Source organism: Jeotgalibaca porci (assembly GCF_011299095.1).
Classification (GTDB): Bacteria; Bacillota; Bacilli; order Lactobacillales; family Aerococcaceae; genus Jeotgalibaca; species Jeotgalibaca porci.
The window spans coordinates 680,105-700,785 of the sequence record NZ_CP049889.1; the positions used below are offsets into that span (position 1 = coordinate 680,105).

General features: G+C 36.6%; 17 protein-coding genes. All 17 read right to left on the reverse strand.

Annotated features, from left to right (window positions below):
* Positions 1-7: 7 nt before the first annotated feature.
* Positions 8-1,978, reverse strand: a complete 1,971-nt coding sequence (locus G7058_RS03520; RefSeq protein ID WP_166062255.1) for a glucosaminidase domain-containing protein — start codon at positions 1,976-1,978, stop codon at positions 8-10.
* 65 nt (positions 1,979-2,043) lie between these two features.
* Positions 2,044-4,740, reverse strand: coding sequence for an N-acetylmuramoyl-L-alanine amidase (locus G7058_RS03525; protein ID WP_166062256.1), 2,697 nt, complete (start codon positions 4,738-4,740; stop codon positions 2,044-2,046).
* A 123-nt stretch (positions 4,741-4,863) separates the two neighbouring features.
* Positions 4,864-6,285, reverse strand: a complete 1,422-nt coding sequence (locus G7058_RS03530; RefSeq protein ID WP_166062257.1) for a lipopolysaccharide biosynthesis protein — start codon at positions 6,283-6,285, stop codon at positions 4,864-4,866.
* 90 nt (positions 6,286-6,375) lie between these two features.
* Positions 6,376-7,299, reverse strand: a complete 924-nt coding sequence (locus tag G7058_RS03535; RefSeq protein WP_166062258.1) for a glycosyltransferase — start codon at positions 7,297-7,299, stop codon at positions 6,376-6,378.
* A gap of 26 nt (positions 7,300-7,325) precedes the next feature.
* Positions 7,326-8,312, reverse strand: a complete 987-nt coding sequence (locus tag G7058_RS03540) for a glycosyltransferase family 2 protein (RefSeq protein ID WP_166062259.1) — start codon at positions 8,310-8,312, stop codon at positions 7,326-7,328.
* Between the two features lie 22 nt (positions 8,313-8,334).
* Positions 8,335-9,351 carry a hypothetical protein gene (locus G7058_RS03545; RefSeq protein ID WP_166062260.1) on the reverse strand — a complete coding sequence of 339 codons (1,017 nt, stop codon included), beginning with the start codon at positions 9,349-9,351 and terminating at the stop codon, positions 8,335-8,337.
* Entirely contained in the window at positions 9,344-10,699 is a 1,356-nt protein-coding gene (locus G7058_RS03550; protein WP_227004487.1) for an O-antigen ligase family protein, read from the reverse strand. Before G7058_RS03550 ends, G7058_RS03545 begins: the two co-directional genes overlap by 8 nt.
* Positions 10,696-11,469 (reverse strand): glycosyltransferase family A protein, encoded by a 774-nt coding sequence (locus tag G7058_RS03555; RefSeq protein WP_166062262.1) that lies wholly within the window; start codon positions 11,467-11,469, stop codon positions 10,696-10,698. The genes G7058_RS03550 and G7058_RS03555 overlap by 4 nt, the downstream gene beginning before the upstream one ends.
* Before the next feature lie 11 nt (positions 11,470-11,480).
* Positions 11,481-12,566 carry a glycosyltransferase gene (locus G7058_RS03560; RefSeq protein ID WP_166062263.1) on the reverse strand — a complete coding sequence of 362 codons (1,086 nt, stop codon included), beginning with the start codon at positions 12,564-12,566 and terminating at the stop codon, positions 11,481-11,483.
* A 110-nt stretch (positions 12,567-12,676) separates the two neighbouring features.
* Positions 12,677-13,843 carry a nucleotide sugar dehydrogenase gene (locus tag G7058_RS03565; protein ID WP_166062264.1) on the reverse strand — a complete coding sequence of 389 codons (1,167 nt, stop codon included), beginning with the start codon at positions 13,841-13,843 and terminating at the stop codon, positions 12,677-12,679.
* A 66-nt stretch (positions 13,844-13,909) separates the two neighbouring features.
* Entirely contained in the window at positions 13,910-14,791 is an 882-nt protein-coding gene (galU, locus tag G7058_RS03570) for a UTP--glucose-1-phosphate uridylyltransferase GalU (RefSeq protein ID WP_166062265.1), read from the reverse strand.
* A 100-nt stretch (positions 14,792-14,891) separates the two neighbouring features.
* Positions 14,892-15,905, reverse strand: coding sequence for a UDP-glucose 4-epimerase GalE (gene galE / locus G7058_RS03575; protein ID WP_166062266.1), 1,014 nt, complete (start codon positions 15,903-15,905; stop codon positions 14,892-14,894).
* A gap of 16 nt (positions 15,906-15,921) precedes the next feature.
* Entirely contained in the window at positions 15,922-16,881 is a 960-nt protein-coding gene (locus G7058_RS03580; protein ID WP_227004488.1) for an LCP family glycopolymer transferase, read from the reverse strand.
* A 14-nt stretch (positions 16,882-16,895) separates the two neighbouring features.
* Positions 16,896-17,954, reverse strand: a complete 1,059-nt coding sequence (locus G7058_RS03585) for an LCP family glycopolymer transferase (RefSeq protein ID WP_166062267.1) — start codon at positions 17,952-17,954, stop codon at positions 16,896-16,898.
* Between the two features lie 206 nt (positions 17,955-18,160).
* On the reverse strand, positions 18,161-18,994 hold the full coding sequence (gene rfbD / locus G7058_RS03590; RefSeq protein ID WP_166062268.1) for a dTDP-4-dehydrorhamnose reductase: 834 nt from the start codon (positions 18,992-18,994) through the stop codon (positions 18,161-18,163).
* A 56-nt stretch (positions 18,995-19,050) separates the two neighbouring features.
* On the reverse strand, positions 19,051-20,079 hold the full coding sequence (gene rfbB, locus G7058_RS03595; RefSeq protein WP_166062269.1) for a dTDP-glucose 4,6-dehydratase: 1,029 nt from the start codon (positions 20,077-20,079) through the stop codon (positions 19,051-19,053).
* Between the two features lie 20 nt (positions 20,080-20,099).
* Entirely contained in the window at positions 20,100-20,666 is a 567-nt protein-coding gene (gene rfbC, locus G7058_RS03600) for a dTDP-4-dehydrorhamnose 3,5-epimerase (protein WP_166062270.1), read from the reverse strand.
* Between the last annotated feature and the right edge of the window lie 15 nt (positions 20,667-20,681).

Here is a 20,681-nt window from a genome sequence, read left to right on the forward strand (position 1 = left end):
TCATTTACTATTTATAAAAACTTCTATTTGTAGTCCCCGGTGCCTTGCCACCTTTTTCAACGAGTTTAATTTCCATTGCTTCAAGTCGACGTGCTAAGCCCTCTGAACCAGATGGTTGACCGTTCTTGGCCCAACCTGTCCACCCATACGTCTGGATATGTGTACGGTAATAGACATCAAACTCTTCAGCCATTGTGCCTGTTAAATTAATTTTGACAGCTTCTAATCTCTTCTTTTCACCCACTGTACCTGTTAGACTACCGTCAGAAACATTCGGTAGCCATCCGTATGTTTGTACATGCGTCTGATATGTAATTGAACCACTATAAGGTTGAGACGAAAGATAAACTTTTAGTCCTTCTAATCGAAGTGATCTTCCCATTGTTCCTGATCGTTTCCCATTATCAACCCAGTCCATCCATCCGACAGATTGAACATGAGATGTATAATTGACATTGGGTTTACTATAAATTTTAAAAGAATTATTACCAACCGATACTGGTGGCTCGTCTTTCCATGCTATTTTTATTTCAAGTGAACGGATTTTTTTAGCATAGCCCTCTGTTCCCGCTGGAGAACCATTTTTAGCCCATCCTGACCAACCAACTGTATCAGAATAGACACGGTAATAAATATCAAAACTTTTTGAAGCTTCACCGGTTAGATTTAATTTTACTGCTTCCATTCGCATTGATTTACCAATATTACCAGCATTATTTCCAGTTGTTATATTATTTATCCATCCACGTTTTTGAATATGGGCGGAGTAATTAATTCCTATATTGGCATTATTAGGGAATGTAAAGTTAAAATCTTCAATACGTAAATCATCCCCAGCATGACCCAATGATAATTCTGTTCCTACTTTTGTTAGCCAGCCATATTTTTGTACATGGTAATCAGCGCTCAGGACTGGAACTTGATCGTACTTAGATAAGTCATAGTTCTCAATGATTGAGATTAATTTTCTAGCATATGTTGGATCAGTTGCATATCCGGCATCTTGTAGTGCTTGCGCTGCTTTCTTATAATTTTTTTCACCAACTACAAAGCGATAATTGTTTTTTCGCCACTCTGTACTCGTAAAGAAATCACCATGATCACGAATGCTGCCTAGCCAAGAGCTATATTTTCGAAAAGATGCTACGATTTCATACCAATAGCCTTCTTTAATAACTTTTCCGGTGGAATCTTTTTGAGGATCCGCGTACTCAGCGGTTACAACATTATAAATTGCTCCAGTCCAATCATTAGAATCTTTTATCCCAAATAGGTTATTGGCCTGCTTGGTTAATCCACTTAGTCCCCATGCAGATTCGAGTGCCCCTTGCGCAATTGTAATGGATGGTAAAATACCTGATCGAATACTATCTTCAATTGCGTATGGAACAATGGTATTAATAAAATCATCTACGTAAGTTATACCTGAAGACGATTTCGAAGTTGTATACGATGTTGAAGCAACTAATTTTGGTTCTATATCCTTTTCTTCTAGGTCCATATACATGAGTTGCATCGCCAAATCATAGGTGTCTTCACGATTGTGTTCTTCTAATGTACCGAATTCTCCTTCAAATCCAACTGTTTCTTCAGTCATGTCTGGGTCATTGATGAAGCCATTCATACCTTCTACTACTTCAGGTAGTTCCTCAGCTTTAACCACTGGTTCACTCTCATCTGTCTCAGCCACTTCAACCGGCTCAATTTCTTCAACTGACTCAACTGTATCAGTCTCTTCGCTTACTTCCAATGATTCATCTTGTGTTTCAGTAGATTCACTATTAGTGATATCCTCACTTACAGCCTCTAATTCCTCACTTTCATTTACAACCTCAGGAAGTTCCGCATCCTGGGAACTTTGAATACTCTCAGATTCAGTAACTTCTGTTGCAAAAATGGGTACTATTGAAGATAGTAATAAATTACAAGTAATGAAAACGGTACTCGACGACAAAAATAACTTTCTCTTATTTAACATATACACGTAATGCTCCTTATTTTTGTATAAAAATCTCCCTTCAACAATCAAAGGGAGACTCTGTATTAGTATGTTGTGAAATAACTCTTTACACCATTAGATACAGCGTGAGACAATTTATTTTGATATGCTTCACTTTTTAGCTTCTGTAACTCATTCAAGTTACTCATAAAACCAAACTCTAAAAGAACAGCTGGTAAAGCTGTTTCTCTAAGAACAGCAAACGTTTCGCGACGTACACCACGATCGTATGCCCCGGTGTAATCTATTAAATTATTATGAATTGCCTTCGCAAGAACGCCACTCTTAACTATACGCATTGGGTCATTATGCATCTCTTTGTTAATTTTTGGTTCATAATCTGGGTCGTATTCATAATAGAAAGTTTCAATCCCATTCACATAACCATTTCCTGGCATTGCATTATTGTGCAGACTTATAAAGATATCTGCTCCGGAGTTATTAGCAACGCGTGAACGTTCTGTTTTGAAATCCATATATGTATCCGCCGTTCTGGACATAATAACTGCAAATCCAGCTTTTTCTAAATCTCTTTGAATCCTACGACCGATTTGTAAATTCAAATCCTTCTCTTTGGTTCCATAGTACTGAGCACCTGGATCAGCCCCACCATGTCCAATGTCTAAAAAAACAGTTTTTCTATGTTTAAATGACTCTTCTGCAGAAACTTTAGGAGCAGGATGTCCTTTTTCAATCAGTTTAATCTCGACACTTTCGAGTCGTTTACCTAAGCCTTCAGATCCTGCAGGCATTCCGTTTTTAGCCCATCCAAGCCAACCAAACGTTTGAACGTACGTACGATAATAGACATCATAATATTGAGCAATCTCACCATCGAGATTAATTTTTAGTGCCTCTAAACGTTTTGCTTCTCCTGTCGTTCCACTGACTGCACCATTAGAAACTGGATTAATCCAACCATTTTTTTGGACATGAGTCGAATAGGTAATATCTCCACTATAGCGATCATGATTTAATGCAATCGTTAATGCTTCTAATCGCAATGAACGTTCCTGTGTCCCATTAATCGCACCGTCTTTTGATGGTTCCAACCAACCTAATTTTTGTACATGCGTACTATAAACAACGGATGTTTTATCTTTTTTCGCAAAAGCTTTATCTCCGCGGTTAAACCAAGTACCCTTTGGCACAACCTTTACTTGATAGGCTTCCAGTCTATAACCATAACCTTCAGTTCCTGCTGGTTCACCATTTCTTGCCCATCCTAACCAGCCGAACTTTTGGGCATGAACGCGGTAATAAATATCGAAGTATCCAGCATTTACACCTGTCAGCTCTAGCTTCAAGGCTTCGAGACGCTTCCCTTCACCTGGCAATCCATTAATGACATTATTAGGCGACCAATTCATCCAGCCATTCTTTTGTAAATGAGCGGAATAACGTACTGACAGTCCCGAGTTAGTAGTAATACCCAATTTAATAGCTTCAATTCTTTTTTGGACACCCTCTGTTCCACTAATTGCTCCGTTAGTTACATTATTCTGCCAACCAGTATTTCCGACGTAGGAAGTGTAAGCAACATGTGGGGTTTCCACAAAATGATTTTGTGTATTTGTGGGTGCTCCGCCACCTTTTCCTACCACTTTAATTTCTATTGCTTCTACCCGTCTTGCCATACCTTCTGTTCCAGCCGACTGGCCATTTTTAGCCCAATCAAGCCAACCAAATTTTTCAGCATGAACGCGGTAGTAAATATCGTAATTCTTTGCTTGTGCGCCTGTTAAATTAATTTTAATGGCTTCGATTCGCTTCGATTCGCCTTCAACTCCGCTCATAGTATAATTGGATACTGGTGATAGCCATCCGTATGATTGAACGTGTGTTGAATAACTGACTCCTAAATCTTTTATTCCATCTATACGAACTTTAAGAGCTTCAATTCGCTTGCTTTCTCCAGATGTTCCCGTGGTTAAACCATTCTTGACATCCGGTAACCAGCCTTTAGATTGAACATGTGTACTATAGACAACGGATGGCTGCTGTGTTGCTTGTCTGGCCATAGAAAATGTTTCAACTTCTTCTATTACTTCGGCAGACACTTCTTCTGTTTTTTCTTCTTCAATAATTTCTTCAGAAACTTCATCTTCTTGTAATACTTCTGGTGTCTCCTCTATAATCTCTACTTGCTCAATTTCTTCATCCACCAGAAGATACTGTTCTTCAGTAATTTCCTCGCCACTCGCATCAAGAAACTTGTAATGATTTTGCCATTCAATAATTGTTCCAAATTCATCAACGAGTACAAGTTGTAGCCGCATTTTTCCTTTTTCATCTGTTTCAATTGTTTTATATTCTTCTATAGGATTTTCAGTTGGAACGTATTCTTGAAATGCGAATACTTCCGCTTGGTTTGCTGATAAGTATATAGATTGCTCTTCATTAATAACGTATTCTTTCCGTTCGTTATTTACATCTATATACATTTCTGTTTCTAACATCTGACTATTCGCATCTATAATTTTGACTTTACCGATAATTTGACTTTTGGTTTCATCTTTCCAACCTAATAAATGAAGTTCTGTTTCTTCTGACAAGTGAACGACTTGTTCTGAACCATCATATTGTAGCGACATATATGGAATAATTTCTGTATTCTGTATTTCCCCAACATACTCCGTTTGCATATCCAATTCACTTGCTAAGGCTACAGATGTAGGCAAAGTAGCACTAAAAACCAACAACATTGTACTGACAAGAGTAGCAACTTTCTTTATCTTCATTCTTACGGGTACCTCCAATAGATTAAATATAGTCATTGCCACTTTAACATAAATACCCAATTTTTTGTTGCATTTCCAAAAAAAGCCTACTTATTAGGTAGACTTTTGTAATATTTTGTTCACTTATTTCTTGAGTACTTTAATCGTTTCTTTTAATTGGCCCGTCACTATCAGTCCAATTATGAATACAAATACGAATATTATCCCTTTAATCAACAAGTTATAAAAGACATTAAACGGCATATCCGGCAATAAAAAGAATACGATTAATTGCAAACTTCCAGCGATAAATGGCTTTATAAGTTCTTTTATCAATTCTAGATAACCAGATTCGAATATACGATACATTAGCAAATAATTATTCACCAAAAAGTTAATCGAAAAAGAGATGGTAACCATCATCGCTACTGTTTCAATGCCACCAAGATAAACACCAATTGCAATAGAGGAAACATTTAAAATCATAGACTGTATGCCTGAAAACAGCAACAAATCCGTGCGGTTTGACGATTGATAAAATGCTCCCGTGCTGCTCGCAATCATTTGAAGCCAAATTGAAACAGATAGAATTTGAAAGGACAGCACACTTGCTTCCCACTGAGTTCCGAAAATAAAAATGATAATATCATGTCCTACAAAGACACAGAAGACAGATAATGGAACACCAATATTCGCTAATATACGTGTAATTTTTAAATACGTATTTTTAATAACTTGAATATTATTTTCAAATTCTGACATGATTGGTTGAATAACGGGTGTAATTATTCCAGCCAAAATTTGATTGGGATAGAGTGATAATTGATAGGACTTGTTATAGTATCCAAGTGCTCCTGCACTGAAGACACGACCAATTAAGATACTATCAAAATTCCGCGAGAAGTAGTTGATAAAGTTAAAACTAAACTGATTTCTCGAAAAAGCCCATATTTTCTTAATTGGTTCCAAGTCCATTTTAATTCTTGTTGAAATTTTTGTTTTACGATAATAAAACAGAAAGTTAATAATCGCTTGGACGAGACTTCCGATTACAATTGCATAATACTTGAATCCAAGTAAAGCAAAGATTATTGATACAATCCCTTTGATAACCCCTGTTAAAACTAATATTTGATTTACTGTTTTAAAATCTTTTCTTTTTTGGATAACAGCTTTAGGAACCACCAATAATGCAAAAAATAACACTGAAAATCCCAAGATTACAAATATTGGAATATAAGTTGGATTATCATAGAATATGCTTACGGGGTATCCAAGTACCATAAACACCACTGATAATACGATAGCTAAGTAAACTGAAAACTTGAAAATACTTCCGATATCTTCATCTGTTAGTGTTTTATTTTGGATAATTGCAGGTCCAAATCCCATGTCTGCCAGCAAGTTAAAAAATTCAATGAAAATTTGTACAATCGAGACAACACCATAATCAGCTGGTGTTAAGATTCGAGATAATATCGCATTAACTAATAGTTGGATAATAACGTTAGAATATTTCCCTAGCGCACTGAAAAACATTCCCGTCTTAAATTCATTGGTTGCCATCTTTACACCTCGTTCTTTTTATCAATACGTACATTCTAACATCCCAAAAGACTTCTGGGCATTAAGTAATCGTTAAAATACCTACCAAGCCTAAGCTTGATAGGTATATACAACTTCGTTACCTTGTTTGAATCGAATAAATTTATACGTTTGGTTATTCATAACCTTTAATATTTTTCCCACTGACATTCCACTTACTTTCAAACCTATCCGTACACTTCTTCGTGCGAATTTCTGTTTGATTCCTTCGAGATTTTGAAAACTCAATTTAGATGATTGATCCTCTTTATGATAAATTTCTATTTCGTCTGAATAAATCATCTTAAGGTGAAGCTTTTTACACACGAGTCCAAGTATTTCTTCTTCATAATACAAGAACGTCTCCGGATACAAGCCGTTCGCTTGCGAAAGGTAGTTCTGAGTTAGGAAGATAACTGAGCCATGTAAGATGTAGGGTCTGTTACCAGTTGACGTGGTACTGCTTGGTTGAGTATTCTTTTTAATCATTTTCTTCAAAATTCGACCTATATCTAAAATACCTGCTAAATGATATTTTCTTAAAAGAGGGATACTAAATTCTCGAAAAACAGCTTTTTTAGAAGGCGTAAAATAAACAGGATTCTGATTCTCGCCGTCTGCTCCTATTATCTTCGTACCAATGACACCAATATCCTTCGCTATTTCCATATGCGTTAATTTCTCAATATAGTTCTCATCTGTGAAAATCACATCATTATTAATGACTAAAATGTTCTCCAGTCCTAATTCCTTCTTACAATACATAATGCCCGTATTATTCCCTTTAGCAAAACCTAAGTTTTCTTCAGTTTGTAGCAAGTGGATAGCATCTTCATATCCATAGCGTTCGGATAATTTTTCAAATGATTCATTATTCGACGCATTGTCGACAATGACAATCTTAAAAGATTGATTTGTTTGTTTCTCTAGTGAATCAATGCACTCTACAGTGTCAAACCAATTTAAGTAATTCAGAATTACTATCCCAATTTCCATAGTTTTCTTCCTTTTTCTAACCTTCATTATTTTCTTTGTTCTTTCGTATTTTGATAACGTGTGTAGACTTTACTTGTGTAAACGGGTTGTAGAAACATTTTCAACCGATTAATGAAGTATTTTTTTCCACGATAATTTGGGAGCAAGTCATTGTGATTAATCGTTTCAAATTCTTTCTTAAATGCTTGCATCGCTATTTTTCTATCTTCTAGATTTAGAATCTGTGGAATTTTTTGAATTTGAAAGTTATAGTGATGGAACTTGATATTAGAAAATAACTTTTCATTAATCATCCCATTTTGAAGATAGAAATCTTTTACGTTTCGAATGCTCTTAATTACTTCTAGAATAACTAATGTATATGTATGGCTGATACTACCAGCTCTTACGCGGTAGTGATAAGTAATCGTATCCAGAATGACAACTTTTTCACTAAAGAGTAGAACTTTCAAATAAAAATTCAGATCTTGCGCTTGCCTTAAGGATGGCTCAAATTCTAATTCATTATCGCTAATAACGCTTGCCCGAAAAAGTTTGTTACCAGGCATAGGTGGGAGCAAAGAAAGTGTCATTCTATGATCCGAAACACTATAATGATTGGCTTCAAGCGGCATTGCAATCTTCTTAATCGCTTTTTCATTTTCATCTACTGTATCATATGCGCTAATAACAACATCGCAATCACTGTTATTTAATGCTGTAGCCATATTTATGAGAGCATCTTCAGCCATGTAGTCATCTGAGTCTACAAACTGAATGTAATCGCCTGTTGCGATAGACAGCCCATAGTTGCGAGCGGTAGGAGCGCCACTGTTCTTTTGAAATAATGCAATAACACGAGAATCTAAGTCTTGATACTTTCTCATAATTTCTGCAGAAGTATCTTTCGAACCATCATCTACTAAAATCAGTTCTAAGTTGGTATAACTCTGTCCCAAAATGGACTGAATATTTTTATCCAAGTATTCTGCAGCATTATATACCGGTATAATGATCGATATTTTTGCGTTCATATAAGCCTCTTCCTATAAATCTTTAATTATTTATTTGAACAATCTTAATTGGCAGACGGAATAATTTTAATAGTTCTTTTTGTTGGTTGTACCATTGTTTATCCGTAATTTGTGGTTGTACAAACAATACGACCTCTTCGATACTCTCAGCTTTTGCTAGTGTATCGACAGCTTCTAATTCATCAAATGGAAGCAACTTTGGTTCTTGAGATAAATAGAGAACTTTATCATAATGTCTATGATTTAACATTTGTTGTACCGTTTTACGGTTGGTTTCTGTAGAAATCGTAAAAATATCCTCTTCACTCCAACTGTAGTTAAAAGCATACTGGATTTTTTTTGTGAAAAACGTCTTAATTATGAGTAATACAAAACTAATGACCAATGCCCCTACAAAGGAAAGTACCACAGAAATTAAAATGTTTTTTAGCGTGAATCCTTGTGATGCAGATTGTTCCACAAGTGTTGTAGGTGAAGATAAATCTTCATCTGATAAGATACGTGGTTTAGACATCATGTACAGATATTTATTCTCAAGTAATTCTATTTCATTATTTTCTATTAATTCATAGTAATAATTTATAACTGCCAGATTCTCTTTTTCAGTTCCAACCGCACTACTAAAAATCCAAATGTTGGAGTCCGAATCACGTGATGCTCCTAAAACGCCACGATCCTTTGCCGTTTTCAGGTAGTCTGTTTGTTCTTCATAATCAAGTAGTTCACTAATTTCTACTCCCGTTTGTTCCTCAGCATTTTGGATGAGTTCATCCGTCTTCATGGCTTGTTCTAACAAGAGCGTATTCGTAAAGGTATTTCCCGTATCATATTCAATATATAGTTCAAATACCGCTGGGTTTCCTTTCGGATGTTTAGAATTGTTCTTATGATTCGTATTTTCCATATTGTCCGTTAACAAACTCGGCAACAATAATATCCCTGCTAATAAAACAAATACTCCAATAAAAAAGCTCATATATTGTTTTTTATTACTTTTCAATAAGCGTTTCAGCTCATAAAATAATGTGTGACTATCCATGATTTCCTCCTAGAAATGTAAAGTTATAATTATCTTTGGGTATGCTCAGTTGATTTCTAACACTTATTCGTTCGCAATATGAATAAAAAGCAAGCATTATACCAAATACGAGCCATTGCCATTCATTAACAATGTTTGTTGCAGACGATATGGATGACATCGTAAATGCCACAAGATAGCCCAGATTTATTAGTGAAACCTGTCGCACAAAATAATCATTACTGTATCTATAATAATGATAAGACTTTAAAATCATCCCAAAATAAACAAATAAATAAAGAATGAATGTTATCAATCCATATGCGGTGATTATTTCCATCCACCAGTTGTGCATGTTTGTCATGCCACCAGTCTGATAGGCTGCTTTGTTAGCCATCCAATACTCCACGTTCCCAGCACCTACACCAAATCCAAAAGTTTCTCTTACAAAGGTCAAGCCATTTCGAAGAAGATTTATTCTGATTTCGTTTGATGTTCCAGCGAATTCCTTTTCAGGTGAAAATAAATACAGTAATGCTGAGACTTTACTCCTCATTGCTGGCATACCGATCAATAAAGCAATCACTGCACCGCCAGTAATACCCGTAACAACCTGAACAAAGCGGCGACTAATGATTGGTGCTATATATGCCATGAACATTACTCCTAATCCCATGAGTAATGCTAAGACGTTCGCACGCGAACTCGTTTGGTTCATTAAAAAAATTGCCAGCAGCCATGATAATAGCAGGAATGCTTTTTTGTATAATTTGTCTGATAATTTAAATAATAAAAGTATAAAGAACGATCCCATTAGTAACATCGTCGCATAATCATTCTCATTTGGATAAATAGAGATAGGAATCCGTGAAAAGAATCCGTTGCTCCCTGGCCTATACTTAGTCATAAAGTGTTGAGACGCCCATTGATATCTTCCCGTTATTAATTCTGTTAGACCTAAAAGAATGTGGATGTTAGTTCCCAATGCAATTATTTTGAAAACACTCATCAAGTCTTTTTTCTCTTTAATAAATAATTGAATATAGATAATTGATAGAATACCTATCGTAATAAATAGATTTGCTCTTATCCAGCCTCCTATATTTTCTACCCAAATCACGGAGAGTAAGGAAGATACAACCCACCAACAATAAAATAACGTGTACTGATTCGATATTTTATTTGGATAGAAACGAACACGCTCATCATTGTTTATGACCAAAGTCAAGAAGATAAAGCTAATCGTCAAAAATAGTACGCGATAAAGGGATAGCTTAAAGCCCACATTTATTGCTAATATTTGAGTTCCAAAGAAGACCGCTAATATCATTAAATAAACAAGTTTCTTCATAGTTCCTCCTTCACTCAAAGGTTTCTTGCTCCTTCAAACATATATTGAATTTGTTCTAACCGTTTGGGCATCCCTGCCCCTTTTTTGAACTTACGAATTACAAATTGTAAGATTAGGAATGGGTATAGTTTTGGCGATAACACCTTGAACAATGCGCCTCTATCCTGATAGTATTTTTTATTGAAGCCACTAAACCAAGTAGACTCTCTTTCTTCTGTTAATTTCGCAATCGTCACAGGAACCGCGACAATTTTCAAACCTTTATCTAAACAATCTCTCAAGAATATAGTGTCTTCGCCATTGCTATGCGGTGTCCCCCCACCAAACAAGAGGTGAAACGAAATCCCTTTTTCTTTAATACTACTTGGTTTAAATGCTATCCTTGCCGCACCAAATCGCATGTAATTGAGTTTTGATACTTTAAAAGTGTCTTTAATAATGTAGCGGGAAGGATTATCTTCTTCTAAGTTAAATATAATTAAATCCGCGTCAGCGTGTTGGCTGAATTGTTCTTCAACTGTATTCGCGTAGTTATCGGAATAAACCATGTCATCGTCCGCTAATAACGCATAGTCCGATTTGGAACGCATTAAAGCAGTATTCCGACTTAGCCCGACGCCTCTTTCATTAAATGAATAGATTTGATAGCTATTACCATCTTTATTCACTTCTTCGTATTCATTTTTGTCACACTGGTTGATAATGATTGCATCAGAATGTAATTTCATACGTTCAATTAGCTTTGTGTCCTGCTGATTCATCGTTGCAACCAATACTTGTACGCTCAATTCATCACTTCCTAAATGTCTTTATAATACTGGCAGAGGTCTCTTGTAGTTTGTTTAATATCATAATGAGCTGTTAGTAGCTCATGGGTTGTGCTTTCTCTTACTAGCGAATTCTGACATTCCATAATCTGATTTACCCAAGGCTCTACACCATTGTCAATAGAAATAAATTCAACCAGATCCGTTACTTTTACTTCTAGTGGTACTCGGTTTGAAACGAGTGTGGGCAACCCTGCTCCTTGTGATTCGATTGCTGACATCCCCAAGCCCTCAAATTTAGAAGGCAGTAAAAATATATCGGCTGCCTGTAGGATTTCTGGCACATCCAGTCGTGCACCTAAGTAGTGGATATTCTCATCATTAAATTTACTAGCGATTTCTGGGAGTAAGTCTCCGTCGCCTACTAGTAATAGTTTTACGTTAGGTATATTTTTCTTTAATTCTTCAAATACTTCTAACAGAAAGATATGATTTTTAACTTCCGAAAATCTGCCCACATGTACTAATACGAGTGCATTTCCAATTTTTAGTATATCACGGTATTGATTCCGTTTTTCAAGGTCAAATTCATATTCGACAGTATCAATACCATTATGAATGATTTGAACACGATTCAAGTACTGTGGAAACATCCACTCCGCTGCTTCATGAGAACACGAGAAATAGTGATTGGCTTTATTGACGTTATGATCTCTAATCATTTTTTTGAGCCCTTGCTGTTTATAACTTTCGTTATATCCAGTGGTATGCGCATGGACTCCTATTTCTTTAATCCCATTCTTTCGAGCACTGTTAAGTATGAAAGGATCATCCGCAACATGCATATGAACAAAATCATAATCCCGATGTGTCTTAAAAAAAAGAGATACTTTTTTTCTAAATGCAAACATTGTCTTTGGGTTTAATGCTGGTGTATCTAATGTGTGCAAAATTCCGCCCATATTTAAGTATTCTTTCAGCATAGGTGAGTCAGGATTATAATTTCTGACCAACAATTCAAATGTTATATCAGAATTTTCTAAATTTTTATACCAATTCAAAAAAACTGATTCAATTCCACCAGTGTTGAAACCAGGAATATAATGTAGTATTTTCATTTTTATACCTCGCATATTTACTTCCTTGCAATTATAGCAAAATATCGCTTATATTTACACTTTTATAACAGAGAAGGAGCCGCCTTCTCAAGACAGCTCCTTTAAAATATTTAATTTTCGTTGAATAAATCGCGTGTATAGATTTTTTCTTGAACATCTTCTAATTCTTCCGCATTTCGGTTGGAAACAATTACATCGGAAGTTTGTTTGAATTCTTCTAAATCACGAATGACACGTGAATTGTAGAATGTTTCATCTTCTAGTACAGGTTCGTATACAACAACTTCGATTCCTTTAGCCTTAATCCGTTTCATAATCCCTTGAATAGATGATGAACGGAAATTATCCGAACCCGATTTCATCGTTAGACGATAAATACCAACCACTTTTGGATTTTTCTTTAGAACCATATCTGAAACATGATCTTTACGTGTACGGTTTGATTCTACAACTGCTTGAATCAAGTTATTTGGAACATCGTCATAATTTGCCAAGAGTTGCTTTGTATCTTTTGGCAAGCAGTACCCACCGTAACCAAATGACGGGTTGTTATAGTGAGATCCAATACGTGGATCTAGACCGACACCTTCAATAATTGATTTCGTATCCAAGCCGCGAACTTCCGCATATGTATCCAACTCATTAAAGTAAGCCACACGTACTGCTAGATAGGTATTCGCAAATAACTTAACTGCTTCAGCTTCAGTCGATGCCATAAATAAGACTGGGATATCTTCTTTTTCGGCACCCTCCACTAGAAGGTTCGCAAAAGTTGTGGCGCGGTCAGACTCTTCACCCAAGATAATACGGGATGGGTACAAGTTATCATACAACGCTTTGCCTTCACGCAGAAACTCTGGTGAGAAGATAATGTTATCAACGCCATACTTCGCACGAATTTCTGCTGTATAGCCGACTGGTACTGTTGATTTAATAATCATAGTTGCTTCTGGACGGAACTTAATCACATCTTCAATAACAGACTCCACGCTAGATGTATCGAAAAAGTTTAACTTATCGTCATAGTTCGTTGGTGTGGCAATAACCACAAATTCAGCATCTTTATATGCTGCATCCTTATCAGTTGTTGCTGTTAAGTTTAGTTCCTTATTCGCTAAGAAATCTTCAATTTCATTATCAGCGATTGGTGAAACTTTCTTATTAATTAACTCTACTTTTTCTTCAATAATTTCTAAAGCCATTACTGTGTTATGTTGCGCCAATAGTACTGCATTTGATAGCCCTACATAACCTGTTCCTACTACTGTAATGTTCATGTATTTGCCAACTCGCTCTCTTTTTTTATTAGGTCTATTTTATCATAATATAACCTTGTGAAGTTTTTATATTTCTTTAAGATTTTGTGCTAATTTAAGAATATATTCTTTCATTTTTCCAGAGGTGTCGCTGTGCTTTAATCCGAACTCGATATTAGCTAACAACATTCCATATTTGTCGCCAACATCATAACGCTTGCCAGTGTATTCGTAGGCGATTAAAGGCGCTGTTTGGTTTAGTGTTTCTAAAGCATCTGTTAACTGAACTTCACTTCCGGCATCAGGTGCTTGATTCCGTAAAACATCAAATATTTCTGGGGGTAATAAATAACGGCCTACAATCCCCAAATTGCTAGGAGCTTCATCAGCTGCAGGCTTTTCTACTAAATGTTTGATCACATGAAGATTCTCTTCCAACTCACCATCAACATCAATGACTCCAAATCGATTGGTTTGTTCTTTTGGAATACGAATCGTCGCAACAGAACATTTGTCATACTTTTCATAAATATCAATCAGCTGTTTAGTCAATGGTACATCGTTTGGCATAATATCATCACCTAGCAAAACCACAAATGGTTCGTTCCCTACAAAAGGTGCGGCTTGAAGAATTGCATCTCCCAGTCCTTGTGGATAGGCTTGACGCACATAATGGATAGTAGGAATATTAGTAGCTTTCACTGTATCTAATAAAGCATCTTTACCTTTTTCAAGTAAGTTATTTTCCAGTGTGATATTCGCATCAAAATGATCCTCAATGGCATTCTTACCTTTTCCAGTAATAATCAAAATCTCTTCAATGCCACTTTTAATTGCTTCTTCAACAACAAATTGGATACTTGGTGTATCTACTACGGGCATCATTTCTTTTGGCATTGCTTTCGTCGCCGGTAGGAACCTTGTTCCAAGACCTGCAGCCGGAATGACAGCCTTTCTAACTTTCTGCATGTGACCCTTCCTTCCGAACACATTTTTATCTATTATAACAAACATTCATACAAATAAAAACGCACTAAGAAGCAACGAATTCGCTTCTTAGTGCATATCTTTAGATGTCATATCCTTTTGGATTATTACTTTGCCATTTCCAAGAGTCACGGCACATGTCTTTTAAATCTTTCTCTGCCGTCCAGCCTAGAATTTCTTTTGCTTTCGTTGCGTCTGAATAGCACGTTGCAACGTCTCCAGGACGACGATCGACGATTTTATGTGGAATGACGATATCGTTCGCTCTTTGGAAGTTTTTAACTAAATCGAGAACACTGTAGCCGATTCCTGTACCCAGGTTATAAGTACCGACGCCTTTATATTCAGAAAAACTCTCCAAAGCTTTCAAGTGCCCAAGTGCTAAATCAACTACATGGATGTAATCGCGTACGCCTGTACCATCATGCGTATCATAGTCATCTCCAAAGATGCTCAATTCTGGAAGCTTACCGACTGCCACTTGCGTAATATACGGCATCAAGTTATTTGGAACCCCAGAAGGATCCTCACCGATTAAGCCCGATTCATGTGCTCCAATTGGATTGAAGTAACGTAACAAGGCAATATTCCACGCTTCATCTGACACATTTACATCACGTAAAATTTGCTCAATCATGACTTTTGTATAGCCGTAAGGATTTGTTGCGCTCGTAGGTAAATCTTCTGTTAACGGTGAAGGATTGTTCATACCATATACGGTCGCAGAAGAACTGAACACAATATTTTTGACGCCATACTTCTTCATGACTTCCAGTAGAATCAACGTACCCGTAATATTGTTATGATAGTACTCAACCGGCTTAGCGACTGACTCACCTACAGCTTTATATCCCGCAAAATGAATAACAGAATCAATCGTTTCTTTTTCAAATATCTCTTCTAATGCTTCTTTGTCCAGTAAGTCTGCTTCATAAAATGTAAAGTCTTTGCCAGTTATTGTTTTAATTCGATTCAAAACTTCTGGTTTACTATTGGAATAGTTATCCACAATGATAACTTCGTAATTTGCATTTAATAATTCTACAACTGTATGGCTGCCGATATACCCCGCGCCACCTGTTACTAATACTGCCATCTTACCAATCTCCCTTTTAATCGAGTTCTAGTTCTGATTGTAATAATGATTGAACACGGTATAGCTCGTCTTCAGATAACCAATTATAGTAAATACCATCATCGCCAATTCCACCGCTACCACCCATTTGTTCTGAGGTAATATTGCGTGCAGCTGCTAAGTAATCATTCCCTTGCAATGCTAAGTAATCTTTCATTTGGAAATTCGTTTGAACGTTATTAGAAAGTGAACCTAATATATTTTGATAATTAACCAATGTTGAAGCGCTAGTAACTTTATTTACTACCCCTTCAATGATAATACGTTGTCTTGCTTGTCGCCCTGTATCACCCTCTGGATCCTCATAACGCATACGCGCAAAAGCTAATGCAGCATTACCATCTAAATGATTCACTTCGCCTTGATAGAAGGTATAACCATCTTGTGAGAAAGTCAATGGACTTACAACATCAACGCCGCCTACAGCATTTACGATTTCTTGAATACCGGCCATATTGACGGTAACGTAGTAGTCAATCGGAATATCTAATAAGTTTTGAACAGAGTTAATTGCCATAGAATTGCCACCAAAAGCGTAGGCGTGGTTAATTTTATCGCTTGTGCCGTAACCGACAATTTCAGTATAGGTATCACGGGGAATACTTGTGATTGTTGATTTTTTGGTGTTCGGATTTACCGTTACTACCATCATCGTATCTGAACGACCACGTTCTGTTCTACCTAAGTCACCTGTATCCACACCTAATAATAATATTGAAATAGGTTCTTTGGAATTCAAATCCGCTGAACTACTTCTGACTTGCTCAACTTCTTCATCCACCGGTTCATATATTTCATTTGTCGTACTATCGATATTGCGATAAACATCAAAAACATAAATGCCTACAACTGTAATGAAGACTAATGCAAGCCCCATGAATATTTTTAACCCTGTTCTTTTTTTCTTTTTACGGTAACGCGATCTTCTCTCTTCCACTCTTACACCCCACTTTAGTATTCACTATCGTCATCATAGTATTCTTCATTATAATCTGGCTCGTAATTATAGTAATCAACATCACTCAGCTCTAAATCATCAATTGTGATTTCTGGAAGTTCTAGTTCCGCTCTAAGTTCGTTCGACAAAGCTAACCGATCCTCTGGATATGTGTAAAGATAATAGATATCGTCTAACCAAAGTTCTTCACCGACAAGATTTTTAGTCTCGAAATTCTTTAGTGACTTTCCGTAAGAGAAGTACATATCTGTCATATCGTTGATCGTGAGATTCGTTTTCACATTATCTTCCAAAGTTTCGAGAATTGATTCATAGTTCGTAATGGTACCCAAACTTAGTGCTTTATCAAGAATTGCTTTAATAACAAGTTTTTCTCTTTTTTGGCGACCAAAATCGCCTTCTGGATCCGTTTTACGCATCCGTGAAAATGCGAGAGCCTCTTTTCCAGTGATAATGCGAGTTTCTCCTTCAGTGAAGTAATTCCCTTGATAATCAAACGTTAGTGGACTAGTCACTTCGATTCCGCCTAAGGCATCCACAATATCCATTAAACCTTGCATATTCACTTCAACATAATAATCAACTGGAATATTCAAATGTTCCTGAACGGAGTTAATAGCCATTTCAGCATCACCAAACGCATAAGCATGCGTCATTTTATCATAGTACGGCATTCCCTCGTAAGGTTCATAATCAACCATCAATGCGTATGTATCACGGGGGATACTTGTTAATGTCGTAGTACGGGTGTTAGGGTTAACCGTTCCTATTAGTATCGCATCCGTTCTTCCCGGTACATCCACACGATCAAATGAACCATTATCGACTCCCAAGAATGCAAACGAAATGGGTTGAGTCGCTTCAATAACTACCTGTGATTCTCTTTTGTTATTTGTATTTAGACTGTTAAAAATGTTGTTGGATGTACGATTGACATCGTTAAGTGCTTTCCAAAAAAATGTATACCCTATTAAGAATATCCCTATAAAAAGGTACAAAACCTTTCTATTTCTTCTCTTTTTACTAAATTTGGCTGTTCTATTATCTTCCATATAATTTTAGTTCCTCTTTTCGTCGCTTTAAAGAAACACTAATCTTTAAGCTACTTCACTACCCTACAGTATAGCCGAAATACAATAAATAAAAAAGATGCATTTAATTGTTTAACAAAATATAAATATTATAAAATAGGACTACCCTGTCAGATAATACAACAGAGTAGTCAAAAGAGGCTTAATAGTATAAATAGATAAATGATTTAGATTACAGAGATAAAATCATGAAGCGCAGCTTTCCAGCTTGGAATAACAAAACCTGTGTCTTTAGCTTTACTCAAATCCATAATGGATTGTCTTGGTCTGTACGCTTTTTGTGGATACTCTTCAGAAGTAACCGGACTGATTTCAATATCACAGTCTTTTAATATTTCACAGGCAAATTCGTACCACGAACAAGAGTCGTCATTCGACAAATGATAGATGCCATATTCTGATTGATTCGCAATTACGTGAAGCATGAATTCAGCTAATGTCCGTGTCCAAGTGGGACGGCCAACTTGATCGCTGACTACCGTTAATTTTGGATGTGTTTCGGCAAGACGGCGCATGGTATAGACAAAGTTTTGGCCAAACTCACCAAACACCCAAGATGTACGAATAATATAGTATTTGGAACAAATTTCTTGAACAATTTGTTCTCCCTCATACTTTGTACGACCATATTCATTTTTAGGGTTCGTTTCAGCGTCAACACTATATTCTTCTGGATTCGTTCCATCAAATACGTAGTCTGTACTGATATAAATCATTGTCGCACCTTGACGCTCAGCTGCTTCCGCTACATACTTAGTTCCCTCGATATTAATCTTTTCGTTCAATTCTTTACCTTCATCTTCAGCCTTATCAACTGCCGTATACGCGGCACAGTGGTAAACAAGACTTGGTTTTACTTCTGAAAAAACAGCTTCAACTGCTTCTGCATTCGTAATATCCATATTAGAAGAATCGGTTGCCACATATTGTATTTCTTTTTCATCTAAGAGCTTACGTAACTCTGTGCCGAGTTGCCCATTCGAACCGGTAATTAAAATCATAGAATTCCTCCTAAACATGAAAGAGAGGCAGGGAAAATCTCCTGCCTCTGTTAAATTTACTGATTATTCTTAGCGTACTTCGCTTCTACCGCTTCTTTTTCCGCTAACCACCATTCTTTATTGTCTGTATACCATTTAATTGTTTCTGCAAGTCCCGATTCGAAATTTGTAAATTCAGGCTTCCAGCCTAGTTCTTCATTCAACTTCGTTGGATCAATCGCATAACGTAAATCATGGCCGGGACGATCCACAACGTGTTCATAAGCATCTTTGGGTTGTCCCATCAATTCTAGTACGAGCTCTAATACATGCTTGTTATTTTCTTCTCCGTCAGAACCGATTAGGTATGTTTCACCCATGCGTCCTTTAGTAAGAATCGTCCATACAGCTGAAGAATGATCATTTGTATGAATCCAGTCACGCACGTTCTTTCCTTCACCATATAACTTGGGTTTAATTCCAGATAGAATGTTGGTAATTTGCCGTGGAATAAACTTCTCAATGTGTTGATAAGGACCATAGTTGTTCGAACAGTTTGAAATCGTTGCTTTTAATCCAAAAGAGCGTACCCATGCTTTAACCAATAAGTCTGAGCCTGCTTTCGTCGATGAGTAAGGGCTAGAAGGATTGTAAGGTGTATCAGCCGTAAATCTTTCTCCTGGTCCTACGCCGTGACCGGGCAGGTCTTCACGTAATGGTAAATCGCCATACACTTCATCAGTCGAAACATGATGGTAACGCACATTATATTTACGACATGCTTCAATTAATACATACGTCCCAATAATGTTTGTTTGTAAAAAGGGATACGGATCCTCTAACGAGTTATCATTATGCGATTCAGCAGCGTAATGAACAACAGCATCGGTATCTTTTACGAGCTGATCCACTAGTTCTGCATCCGCAATATCGCCAACGACCAATTTCACACGGTCTTCTGGCAAACCAGCGAGGTTTGCTTCATTTCCTGCATAAGTTAGTTTATCTAGTACGGTTACATGGATTTCAGGATGATTACTTACAACATAATGAACAAAGTTCGAACCAATAAAACCTGCTCCACCTGTTACAACAATATTCTTCATTAAAATCGTTCTCCTATTTCTTATATTTCGCCATAAACAAATGGATTATCTAACTCGGATAGAGTCGGATGCTTCGTATCCTTATCGGATAGAATCATCCTTTCAATAGGCATGGGCCATTCGATTCCAATTGCTGGATCATCAAAGGCAATCCCGCCATCATGTTCGGGCGAGTAGTATTCATCGACTTTATATTGCACGTTGCAGTTTGGCGTAAGCGTCACAAAACCATGCGCAAAACCTTTCGGAACTAAAAGCTGACGGTGATTATATTCACTTAAAATATATCCTTCCCACATACCATATGTAGGAGAACCCTTACGGATATCGACTAACACATCGTAAATAATTCCGGTTGTTGCACGAATTAGTTTCGTCTGGCCTTTATCAGGCGTTTGGAAGTGCATGCCTCTTAATACGCCGGGTTCAACAGATAAAGAATGATTATCTTGAATGAATTCGTGCATAATGCCCGCTTTATTAAATGTTTCTTTTGAGTAGCTCTCAGTAAAAAATCCTCGGTGATCCCCAAATACATTGGTTTCAATAATTTTTACATCTTTTAAACGCGTTTCAATGACTCTCACAAATCCATCTCCTTC